Here is a 9,922-nt window from a genome sequence, read left to right as displayed (position 1 = left end):
ACTGCCCATGGCACTGATCACGGACATCCAGAAACTGGAGCCCGGCGGCGAAATTCGCCTGTTCGAAATTGACGGAACCGAGTACGGCGCTGATTACCTGAGGTTTCACGGTCACGCTATCCCGCACACGCCGGAAGAATTGCTGGCCTACGCCGGACTGGAAGAGGACCTGCCTGCCAAGTCGATTTGGTGGCAGGGCGCGGAGTACGCCGCCTGGCCGGTGCAGATCGAGGGCATAGGCTCCAGCAGTGACGGCACGGCCACAAGGCCAACCTTTGCCGCCGGCAACGTGAACGGGCGAGTCACCGCGCTGTGTCTGGCCTTTGATGACCTGCTGAAGTTCAAGCTGACGCTCCGCGAGACCCTGGCCCAGTACCTGGATGCGGCGAACTTCCCCGATGGAAACCCAACAGCCGACCCAACCCAGGAAGCGCTTGAGATCTGGTACATCGACCAGAAAACCAGCGAAGACGGAGAAGCTGTTGTTTGGGAGCTCTCTTCTCCGGGTGAGATCGACAACCATGGACTGCCAGGCCGGCAGATGACGACGTTTTGTCACTGGGCGATGACCAACGGCTACCGAGGGCCTGATTGCGGTTACACCGGTGCGGCCATGTTCGATGATGAAGACAATCCCACGGACGACCCGGCCAAGGATCAGTGCAAAGGCTGTTTGTCGTCTTGCAAGTTACGCTTTGGCGAAAACAACGAGCTCTCTCACGGCGGATTCCCGGCCGTATCTCTGATTGCCAGGAGCTGATCATGCGCAAGCACATCTTGAGCGCGATACAGGCGCATGCCGCAGCTGAGTACCCTAAGGAGTGCTGCGGCCTGATTCTGGCCATTGGTCGCAAACAGCAGTACTTCCCCTGCCGAAACATCTCGACCGAGCCGAGCGAGGAATTCCGGCTTGACCCGGAGGACTATGCCATGGCGGAGGATCTGGGCGAGGTGATCGGCATTGTTCATTCGCACCCAGACGCCACCAGCAGGCCGTCACCTCGGGACCTGGCTATGTGCGAGGCCACAGCCTTGCCCTGGCACATTCTGAGCTGGCCTGAGGGCGATCTGCGCACGGTTACCCCATCGGACTCTACGCCGCTTCTCAGGCGCCCATTTGTGCATGGCGCCTGGGACTGCTGGCAGGTCTGCGCGGACTGGTACAAACGCGAGTGGGGCCTGGAGTTCGAAGCGTTCCAGCGTACCGATGGCTGGTGGGAGGATCCAGCAGGGCCCAGCCTCTACGAGCAGGCCTATGAGACCGCAGGTTTCTACCGGGTGGATCAGCCGCAGCGCGGAGACATGATCGTAATGAACGTGGGCCGTACGGCGCACCCGAACCATGCCGGGATTTACCTCGGCACAGAACCAGCGCTACCAGGCGAGGATGCCGAGGTGTTCGGTCCGGGGCCTTTCCTGCTGCACCACCTGTACGGTCGCCCGAGCGAGATCATCGTTTACGGCGGTCCGTGGCACCACAGAACTCGCCTGATCCTCAGGCACAAAGAAGCACAACCAACAACATGACGCGGCCAGGCCGCAGGAGAGAGAAATGAGCCATTTTGTTTTGGACTGTTTGAAGAACTACATCAAGAGCCAGGCTAAAGACTCCGAGGGGAACCCCGCCTGGCTGACGAGCAAGAAGAATGGAGCTATTGTCCTTTCGAGGCAGTTCGTAAAGGATGGCTCAGTACAGATGCTTAAGGTTACTGCCCTTTAGGCACTGGAATGTCCAGAGAGTAGGTGGCAGGAAGATCCTGACCTGGGAAAACTTTCCTGTAAATCTGGTGCACAAACTCGTCGCCGGCACCATTCTCGCGAGAAGCGAGCACGGCCGCCCCTAAATACTTCTTGGCCTCTTCGGGGTTGGTAATTGCAGCCAGTCTAGCCAGTGCCAGCAATGTGTTATTTATCTGATTGATTGCCGCGGTTGGGTCGATAACTTTTTGCTCGCTCACATTGACCTCCTAGGTCTTGATACCCCAGTCCATGGGCTTTCCGGCAACGGACTGGAGCAGTTCGTTGGGAGGCGCAACGCTACTATGGCCAAGGTCAGGCTACGTACTGGCTTTTCATACAGCTAGAAGCCGCTCGTGTCAGCCGGTAAAGTGTAAACCTTCCAGTTTATTCAGTAGGCGTAGAGAGCGGTGTAAAGGACTATGGCAGAGCTTGACTCCGCGTCCGATGATAGCGACGCGATATTAGTTAAAAATGAAGGCGCCAATGAGAAAAGAGCCTTATCAAGAATCGAGAGAATTCTGAGCGATGACGAAATGTCACATTCTGGAGTTCAAAAAATGATTTTAGATAGGCTTGATGTCGCAGAAGATAAAGTTGTAGTGTTAGAACGGGTCAGGGATGAGTTTTACGATGTTAAGAGAGAGTTGGCTGTTGCTAAAGCAACAATAGAAAGAGTTGCCTCTCTGGATACAATGCAGTCAACCATGCTTGGGGTTGGATGTTTAATTCTTGGATACATTCCTACCGCATGGGGTAACGTGTCTCTTACTATATTGGCATGTGTCACGGGTCTAGGCCTGGTCGGAGGAAGCTATTCTTCAAAGAGGAAAAAGGTATGAGACTCGAAATCGGGAGTTTTATAGAGTCCGGTAACCTCGAAAAAGAAAGGCTTATACTCATCGCCAAGGAAGACGTCGATATTGGGAGCTATGTTGTTCTTCGCTCTAAGCGTGGTAATACAGGTAATCCAATATCTGGAAGTAAATCCGCATATTGGCTGCCTGATGTCGAACTTAAAGCTGGAGATATTGTTGCTCTGTACAGTAAGGATGGAAGCCCTCGCAAGAAAACCTTGGAATCTGGGAAGAAAGTCCATTTTTATTACTGGAAGTTGAAAAATCCAATATGGGGTGAGGGCAGTGCAAATACAGCTGTTCTATTGGAAATAGGCAAGTGGTCTCATAAGTCACCTGTGGTGTGACTTTAGATTTTGGCTTAACTGGCCCAGCCCCGCGCTGGGCTTTTTGCATCCCGAATCAGTTCTGGCGTAGCTCTTGCGAGCGAAGCTTCTGAGTACCATGAATCACGGTCTGAAAGGTCTTGGCCAACTCTAGGTCGCCCCCGCCATGAATCCATCCTACGAGGTAGGCATGAGCAAGATGGAAGCGGTTGTGTAAGTCCTCATCTGAACCAGCCAGAGCGATGTAGCTCTGCAGCTTCATGAAAAACTCATTTGCTTGCTGTGGATCAAGCGCATTGGGTTGCAGCGGTTCCTTGAAAGGGTTCATTCGAATATCTCCAAAAATTGAATTCAAGGTTGTCGAGCAGTCATGTTTAAGTTGCGTAGCTAAGAAGCCTCGCTGGCAGTCGAGGCGCTTGGCCGGGCTTTATTGGGGGGGGCGTCAGGCAGCTGATAGTCGCTGCACTTCTTCGGCAATTTCCGCGCCATGCTCTTGCTCGGCTTTTCGCAGTTCGTAGGCTGTTTGCAGGTTGAGCCAGAACTCTGGAGTGGTATCCAGACAGACAGCCAGGCGCAACGCCATGTCTGCGGAGACGCCGCCGCGCTCAAGCAGAATGTTGTTTACGGTTGGGGTAGCTACGCCAAGCGCACGGGCTAAGGCGGCGGCGCTAAAACCCATTTCGTTCTGGAAGTCCTCGCGAAGGACCTCGCCAGGATGTACTGGCCGCATGCCGTTCTTAAACATGATGCACCTCAGTGATAGTCAACAATTTCAACGTTTTCGGGACCATCCTCGGTCCACACGAAGCACACTCGCCATTGCATGTTGATACTGATGCTGTGCTGGCCTTGCCGGTCATCCTCAAGAGGGTGGAGGCGATTGCCAGGCGGTGAGCGCAAGTCTCGAAGCTCTTTCGCTGCATCCAGTAGGGCCAGCTTGCGCTCTGCGACTGACTTAATGTCGGCCCAGCGCCTTGTCCTACCAGTCGTGAAAAGCGCTTCCGTGTCGGCACATGCAAAGCTTCGAATCATGGCGTTGAATGCTTAACGTTATTCGTTAAGGTCGAGTATACGCCGGTCGCGCTTAAATACAAGCATCCACTAGCAGTAGCTTGTAGTCCTGCTGGGCTTTTTCGTTTCAAGCCCCTGGATGCTATCGTCTGCCGATCTCACAAGGAGCGGAATTTATGCGAGTTTTGATAGGGGCGCTGGCATTGGCGATGCTGGCGGGGTGCATGGCTCCGACCATGAATGAGACGCGCCAGACAGGGCCGTATAAGGTGCTGATCTCGAAGAAAGCCGACGCCGCGTTGGCAAAATGTGTCCAGTACGAATGGCAGAACCAGCCGATCTTCGGCGGCACGCCTGGGGCAACGCTTCAGCCGGGGCGTGACACCGGATATACAGTGTTCACTGAGGGTTCTCAGTACTTCGTTGATATTCAGCCAAAGGGCTCAGGTTCTGAGGCAAAGTATTACGTAGTGGTTGGCAACTGGATTGCCAACAAACGACTGACCGCGCTACAGGGCTGCCTGTAGCGGCACATTAAATTGTTCAGGGCTCGCTTAGGCGGGCCTTTTTATTGCCTGGAGAAAAGCAAATGGCGGCACTTGCTATCAATTATCAGCCTATGACTACGATCCTGCTCTATGGTCAACTCCGGCAATTTGGGCGGTCCTTTCGGATGGCAGTGAGGAGCCCTGCCGAGGCGGTGAAGGCCCTGTGTGTGCAGATTCCCGGCTTCGAGCGCTTCTTGTCCAATGCCAAGTCCCGTGGGTTGGAGTTCGCTGTATTTCGCGGCAAGACAAACCTGGTGGAGAAGGAACTTGATTTTGCGGGAGAGGGTGATATTCGCATTGCTCCAGTGATCACCGGCAGCAAGCGCGGTGGCGCCCTGCAAACCATCGTGGGTGCAGTTCTGGTTGTTGTCGGCCTTATCATCACTGGTGGGACTTTCGGTGCTGGCGCGCCATTTGGTTCCGCGTTGATCATGACGGGCGGGTCGATGATGCTGGGCGGTGTTATCCAAATGCTCAGCCCCCAACCTGGCGGCCTCAAGACCAGCGCAGCACCAGAGAACACGCCCGGCTACGCCTTCGGCGGCGCCAAGAACACCACTGCTTCTGGCAACCCGGTCCCGCTCTGCTACGGCAAGCGTCGTGTAGGCGGTGCGATCATCAGCGCTGCCATCTATGCAGAAGACCAGATGTAATCGTCGCTCGCAGCACCGCAGCCGCCCATGAGGCGGTTTTTTATTGCCTGGAGGAAAGCATGGGCGCAGTACAAGGTATCGAAGTCCACGGCGCCAAGGGCGGCGAAAAGAAACCCAAGGCACCGATAGAGGCGCCGGACAGTCTGCGCTCTGTAGCCATAGCCAAAATGCTGATTGCAGTGGGCGAGGGCGAATTTGAAGGCGTGCCGACTGCGCGCGATATCTACCTCGACAACACCCCGCTGCAAGACCCGCAGGGAAACATGAACTTCCCGAACGTTAAATGGGAATGGCGTACCGGGGCAGTGGACCAGGCCTATATTCAGGGCATCCCATCGGTCGAGAACGAGACCACCATCAGCACCGAGTTGCGCAGCGGCACCCCGTGGATTCGTGCAATCAACAACGTCCAGCTTTCGGCCGTGCGCCTGCGCTTTGCCTGGCCGATGCTTCAGTCCATTGATGCGGCTGGCAACATCAACGGTTACCGGATTGCCTACAAGGTCGAGGTGGCCACCGACGGCGGGGCTTATCAGGAGGTTTTGAACGAGGCAGTGGATGGCAAGACCACCAGTGTCTACGAGCGTACCCGACGCATCAATCTGCCGGCAGCTACCAGCGGCTGGCTGCTCAGGGTGACCCGCATCACCCCGAACCAGAACAACAACAAAATCGCTGACACCATGCAGATCGCGGGTTTCACTGAGGTCATCGATGCAAAGCTGCGCTACCCGAACACCGCGCTGCTCTACATCGAGTTCTCAGCTGAACAGTTCCGCAGCATCCCAGCCGTCACCGTGGAGACCAAGCTGAAGAAGGTCCTTGTGCCGGCCAACTACGACCCTGTGGCCAGGACCTACTCCGGTATCTGGGATGGCAGCTTCAAGCTGGCCTGGACTGACAACCCAACCTGGATGACCTACGACATCACTGTCAGCGACCGCTTCGGTTTGGGCCGTCGCATCAAACCGTGGCAGGTGGACAAGTGGGAGCTGTACCGGATTTCCCAGTACTGCGACCAATTGGTACCAGACGGGAAGGGCGGAACAGAGCCGCGCTTCATCTGCAACTTGAATCTCCAGAGCAAGGCCGATGCCTGGACGCTGTTACGCGATATCTCCGCCATCTACCGCGGCATGACCTATTGGGCCCAAGGGCAGGTCTTTACCCTGTCCGATATGCCGCGTGACACCGACTTTGACTTTGCCTACACGCAAGCGAACGTGATCGACGGCAAGTTCACCTACTCCAGCGCATCGGAGCGCACCCGGTACACGCGCGCTCTTGTCAGCTACGACAACCCGGCGAACAACTACGATACCGATGTCACTGCAGTGACCGACCAGAAGCTGCAGCGCCGTTATGGCGATAACCCGCTCGAGATCAGCGCGATTGGTTGCACCCGCGAATCCGAGGCCCAGCGCCGCGGCAAGTGGGCATTGCTCACCAACTCCAGGGATCGAGCGATCACGTTCAAGGTGGGCTTGGACGGGCGCATTCCGCTGCCTGGCTACGTCATTCCCGTTGCTGATGAGCTACTGGCCGGCAGGCCCGTAGGCGGGCGTATCGCGGCTGTGAGCGGCAAGGTGATCACCCTAGACCGTGATACCCAGGCCAAGGCCGGCGACCGGCTGATCCTGAACCTGCCAGACGGTAAGTGCGAAGGGCGCACCATCCAGGTGGTCAGCGGTCGGCAGGTCACTGTGACCACTGCTTATTTCGCAGTGCCTGAGCGCGAGTTGGTGTGGGCGTTGGATGCTGATGACCTGGCTATCCCTCTCTATCGCGTCACAAGCGTGGCCCGACCGGAGCCCGGGGTGTTCGAGATATCAGCCGTTCAGTACGACCCGAGCAAGTTTGCGCACATCGACACCGGCGCCCGACTGGAAGAGCGCCCAATCAGCGTGATTCCGATCACTGTCGTCCCGCCGCCGTCGAGCGTCACCCTGACATCGAGTTCCGCGGTAGACCAGGGCATCGCAATCAGCACCATGAACATCTCCTGGCCAGCTGTGAGCGGCGCTGTGGGCTACGACGTGGAATGGCGCAAGGACAGCGGCAACTGGGTCAAGCTGCAACGCACAGGCTCAACCAGCGTGGACGTGACCGGTATTTACGCCGGTGCCTATCTGGCTCGTGTACGGGCGGTGAGTGCGTTTGACATCTCTTCGATCTGGAAGAGCTCCGAACTGACGAATCTCAAGGGCAAGGAAGGGATTCCGCCGGCGGTTGCGTACTTGAATGCCACAAGCGAGCTGTTCGGCATTGGCTTGAAGTGGGGCTTCCCGGCCGGCGCAGAGGATACCCAACGGACGGAGATCTGGTATGGCCCAGGCAACAGCCTTGAGGACGCCACAAAGCTGACGGATCTGGCCTATCCGCAATCCGACTACGGCCTTCAGGGGCTGACGGCGGGTGCTCGGTTTTTCTTCTGGGCTCGCCTGGTGGATCGGACTGGCAACGTGGGGCCGCTTTACCCGGTGGGGAGCGGGGTTATGGGGCAGGCGAGCGCTGATGCCGGCCCGATCCTTGATCTGATTAAGGAGAAGGTCGACGAAAGCATCATCAGCAAGGAACTGAACGAGCGAATCGACCTGGTCGATGGTGATGGGCCCGGATCGGTCAACGACCGGATCAATCAGGCGGTCAAGGACATCACTGATGCCCTCGTCTACGACCCGGCCAAGGCCTATGCCAAAGGCGATGTTGTGCGCCTGGGGCAGAAGATCTATCAGGCCCAAGGGCCTGTTGCCGTGGGAGTCGCGCCGCCTGCGGAACCATGGCAGGACATCGCCGCCATCCTTGAAGAGGCCGGCGCACTGGCTGGTGAGGTGCACAAGAACACGCTGGATATTTCGGAACTGGACGGCGTCGTTACTGCCCAAGCGGAGAAGGTCGACGGGGTGTTTGTCCAGCTCAACCCACTGTACTCCGGTGACACCGGCAGCTATGCGGGCGACAACACCACCAGCGCCGGAGTCTGGTCGGTCTGGTCCGCCATCGGCGAAGGCGACTATGCCCAGGGCAAGCGAACTGACCGAGTTGAGGCCAAGGTAGGAGAGAACACGGCGGCGGTTCAGGCAGAGCGCCAGGCACGAATCGATGCCGACGGCGTTCTGGGGCGCGAGATCAGTACCGTTCAGACGAACCTCAACGGCGCGACCGCGGCGATCGCAGAGAACAAAGAGGCGATCCAAGATGTTGACGGGAAGGTCTCGCTGACTTGGTCGGTTCGCCTGCAGTACGCATCAGCCACTGGTGAGTACAAATGGGCAGGTGTCGGGCTTGGTCTCGAAAACGGGCCGGGGGGATTGCAATCCAAGTTCGTCATTGATGCTGATCTGTTTGCCATTCAACAAGGCGGCATCGTGCCGTTCGCTGTTGAAGGGGGGCAGGTGTTTATGCGCTCTGCATTTATTCAGGATGGGTCAATCGACATGCTCAAGATCGGCAGTAACTTGCAGTCGAGCAACTATGTCCCTAATGAGTCGGGGTGGGCGTTCTTACCGGATGGAACCTTCCAGATGATGGGTAATGCCCCAGGAGGAGCAAGGCTCATGATCAATAACAAAGGGCTGTTTGTGTTCCATCCGAATGGCGTCAAAGCCATCGACTTGAGCGTGGATGCGACATGACGGTCGGGCTGATAACGCGTGATGCAAGCGGCAACATCACAACCAACATGACTAGAAAGCTGAGCCAGGGGGCTGGCTCGGTCATCACCAACCGCAGCAACGGGTCGATAGCCATTTCGCTGCCGGCCGGAAGATCGTACTTCTACGTTGTTCAGCCGCTGGAAGACTCGCAGCGGACAGCGGGCAAGAAGCCTGGCGTCACGATTACGCAGAACAGGCTCGAATGGGGGTACGTGATACCGGGCGGCTTTGCGATGAACTGCGAAATTTTCTATGGGTACTACTGATGAACACCGCACTCATAGTCCGCGACGAGAGCGGCAATGTTCTCTATGACACCTCGAAGTCGATTTACGGCCTGATAAAGAGCGGGCCCGTCACCTATCACGGAGGATGGCAGAGGCTTCAATCAGGCGGAGGGTGGAGCGTCTTCTACGACAACATCTACAAGTTCGAGGTTGAGGGCGCAATCAGCCCGCTCGTGTTCGTGACTGGCGCGAGCAACAAGCCGTTTCAGTCAAAGGAGGGCAACAAGACAGTGTTCTACTTCGCTGGCCAGGTCGACGGCATCAAGGTTTACTGCTTTGACATCATGCGGCCAATCTTTACCGGTCCGGCGCTCAAGACGCGAAAGGAAGACGGAGGGTTCACGTTCAACAGCCTGCAGCGACCGCTGAACGTTGTTGGCACGTCGACTCCGCCGGGCCCTGTGACCTTTCCCAATGGAATGCAAACGCCGTTCTCTGGCGGTTCTGTTGCAGTGCTCATCCCTCAGCCGACGGGCTCGAGACTTGGCGGCGTGTTGTGGGCGCATTACACGGTTAACCTCAATCCAAGCAAGACATATGCCGCGCATATTCCATGGGACCGCGGCTGCGGCTTTGTGAGTCAGCTCGGCAGCAGCACTGTCTTCAGGGGCGCCGTTCACGAGGGCTGCTACGGACAGCAAGGGTCAATTGTGCACTGCATGTGGAACTCTCCGGAAACCACGTACGACGGTGTTCACAGCACGACCCCCCAGGGATTCATGTCGCTGCTTTCAAACCGCATGCCTTCTTGCTCGTACATAGACACTTCTGAATACCCATACCCCTTTAATCCACAGCTGTAACTACAGCGTTCGAATGCGCCCGCCCTGAGCGGGTTTTTTATTGC

13 protein-coding genes are annotated in these 9,922 nt (G+C 56.9%); 9 read left to right on the top strand and 4 right to left on the bottom strand.

The genetic code is table 11. From position 1 onward, the window contains the following. The first annotated feature begins 7 nt into the window (after positions 1–7). Both WIN67_RS17630 and WIN67_RS17625 read left to right on the top strand, forming a co-directional pair. Positions 8–760 (top strand): phage minor tail protein L, encoded by a 753-nt coding sequence (locus WIN67_RS17630; RefSeq protein WP_339069618.1) that lies wholly within the window; start codon positions 8–10, stop codon positions 758–760. Positions 761–762: 2 nt separating this feature from the next. Further along, positions 763–1,527: a C40 family peptidase gene (locus WIN67_RS17625; RefSeq protein WP_339069616.1), complete on the top strand. Its 765-nt coding sequence runs from the start codon at positions 763–765 to the stop codon at positions 1,525–1,527. A gap of 179 nt (positions 1,528–1,706) precedes the next feature. Here the strand turns inward: WIN67_RS17625 and WIN67_RS17620 are convergent, their stop codons facing one another. After that, complete coding sequence (locus WIN67_RS17620; protein WP_339069614.1) at positions 1,707–1,958, bottom strand: hypothetical protein; 252 nt, start codon at positions 1,956–1,958, stop codon at positions 1,707–1,709. A gap of 201 nt (positions 1,959–2,159) precedes the next feature. On the opposite strand from WIN67_RS17620, the gene WIN67_RS17615 reads away from it, so the two are divergent. Then, complete coding sequence (locus tag WIN67_RS17615) at positions 2,160–2,579, top strand: hypothetical protein (protein WP_339069612.1); 420 nt, start codon at positions 2,160–2,162, stop codon at positions 2,577–2,579. Next, entirely contained in the window at positions 2,576–2,941 is a 366-nt protein-coding gene (locus tag WIN67_RS17610) for a hypothetical protein (protein ID WP_339069610.1), read from the top strand. Before WIN67_RS17615 ends, WIN67_RS17610 begins: the two co-directional genes overlap by 4 nt. 55 nt (positions 2,942–2,996) lie before the next feature. Here the strand turns inward: WIN67_RS17610 and WIN67_RS17605 are convergent, their stop codons facing one another. From WIN67_RS17605 to WIN67_RS17595, 3 genes are all read right to left on the bottom strand, one after another. Continuing rightward, complete coding sequence (locus tag WIN67_RS17605; protein ID WP_339069608.1) at positions 2,997–3,248, bottom strand: hypothetical protein; 252 nt, start codon at positions 3,246–3,248, stop codon at positions 2,997–2,999. A 114-nt stretch (positions 3,249–3,362) separates the two neighbouring features. Further along, the gene (locus WIN67_RS17600) at positions 3,363–3,665 is read right to left on the bottom strand and encodes a HigA family addiction module antitoxin (RefSeq protein WP_339069606.1); all 303 of its coding nucleotides are present in this window, start codon (positions 3,663–3,665) and stop codon (positions 3,363–3,365) included. Positions 3,666–3,673: 8 nt separating this feature from the next. After that, entirely contained in the window at positions 3,674–3,952 is a 279-nt protein-coding gene (locus WIN67_RS17595) for a type II toxin-antitoxin system RelE/ParE family toxin (RefSeq protein WP_339069604.1), read from the bottom strand. Positions 3,953–4,107: 155 nt separating this feature from the next. Between WIN67_RS17595 and WIN67_RS17590 the strand changes: the two genes are divergently transcribed. From WIN67_RS17590 to WIN67_RS17570, 5 genes are all read left to right on the top strand, one after another. Then, a complete protein-coding gene (locus tag WIN67_RS17590; RefSeq protein WP_339069602.1) occupies positions 4,108–4,458 on the top strand; it encodes a hypothetical protein in 351 nt (116 codons plus the stop codon). Positions 4,459–4,520: 62 nt separating this feature from the next. Beyond that, on the top strand, positions 4,521–5,132 hold the full coding sequence (locus WIN67_RS17585) for a tail assembly protein (RefSeq protein WP_123394304.1): 612 nt from the start codon (positions 4,521–4,523) through the stop codon (positions 5,130–5,132). 59 nt (positions 5,133–5,191) lie between these two features. Continuing rightward, the gene (gene gpJ / locus WIN67_RS17580) at positions 5,192–8,767 is read left to right on the top strand and encodes a TipJ family phage tail tip protein (RefSeq protein ID WP_339069599.1); all 3,576 of its coding nucleotides are present in this window, start codon (positions 5,192–5,194) and stop codon (positions 8,765–8,767) included. Continuing rightward, a complete protein-coding gene (locus WIN67_RS17575) occupies positions 8,764–9,054 on the top strand; it encodes a hypothetical protein (RefSeq protein ID WP_339069597.1) in 291 nt (96 codons plus the stop codon). The genes gpJ and WIN67_RS17575 overlap by 4 nt, the downstream gene beginning before the upstream one ends. Continuing rightward, positions 9,054–9,878, top strand: a complete 825-nt coding sequence (locus tag WIN67_RS17570) for a hypothetical protein (protein WP_339069595.1) — start codon at positions 9,054–9,056, stop codon at positions 9,876–9,878. Before WIN67_RS17575 ends, WIN67_RS17570 begins: the two co-directional genes overlap by 1 nt. The last annotated feature ends 44 nt before the right edge of the window (positions 9,879–9,922 follow it).

Source organism: Pseudomonas idahonensis (assembly GCF_037903935.1).
Taxonomy (GTDB): domain Bacteria; phylum Pseudomonadota; class Gammaproteobacteria; order Pseudomonadales; family Pseudomonadaceae; genus Aquipseudomonas; species Aquipseudomonas danubii.
This window is presented reverse-complemented; position numbering and strand designations above follow the sequence as displayed.

Excerpts from the sequence above, each read along its gene's own strand:
- WIN67_RS17610 (WP_339069610.1), top strand. The coding sequence starts at position 2,576 with ATGAGACTCGAAATCGGGAGTTTTATAGAGTCCGGTAACCTCGAAAAA.
- WIN67_RS17625 (WP_339069616.1), top strand. The coding sequence starts at position 763 with ATGCGCAAGCACATCTTGAGCGCGATACAGGCGCATGCCGCAGCTGAG.
- WIN67_RS17570 (WP_339069595.1), top strand. The coding sequence starts at position 9,054 with ATGAACACCGCACTCATAGTCCGCGACGAGAGCGGCAATGTTCTCTAT.
- gpJ (WP_339069599.1), top strand. The coding sequence starts at position 5,192 with ATGGGCGCAGTACAAGGTATCGAAGTCCACGGCGCCAAGGGCGGCGAA.
- WIN67_RS17595 (WP_339069604.1), bottom strand. The coding sequence starts at position 3,952 with ATGATTCGAAGCTTTGCATGTGCCGACACGGAAGCGCTTTTCACGACT.
- WIN67_RS17590 (WP_339069602.1), top strand. The coding sequence starts at position 4,108 with ATGCGAGTTTTGATAGGGGCGCTGGCATTGGCGATGCTGGCGGGGTGC.
- WIN67_RS17575 (WP_339069597.1), top strand. The coding sequence starts at position 8,764 with ATGACGGTCGGGCTGATAACGCGTGATGCAAGCGGCAACATCACAACC.
- WIN67_RS17605 (WP_339069608.1), bottom strand. The coding sequence starts at position 3,248 with ATGAACCCTTTCAAGGAACCGCTGCAACCCAATGCGCTTGATCCACAG.
- WIN67_RS17630 (WP_339069618.1), top strand. The coding sequence starts at position 8 with ATGGCACTGATCACGGACATCCAGAAACTGGAGCCCGGCGGCGAAATT.
- WIN67_RS17600 (WP_339069606.1), bottom strand. The coding sequence starts at position 3,665 with ATGTTTAAGAACGGCATGCGGCCAGTACATCCTGGCGAGGTCCTTCGC.
- WIN67_RS17585 (WP_123394304.1), top strand. The coding sequence starts at position 4,521 with ATGGCGGCACTTGCTATCAATTATCAGCCTATGACTACGATCCTGCTC.
- WIN67_RS17615 (WP_339069612.1), top strand. The coding sequence starts at position 2,160 with ATGGCAGAGCTTGACTCCGCGTCCGATGATAGCGACGCGATATTAGTT.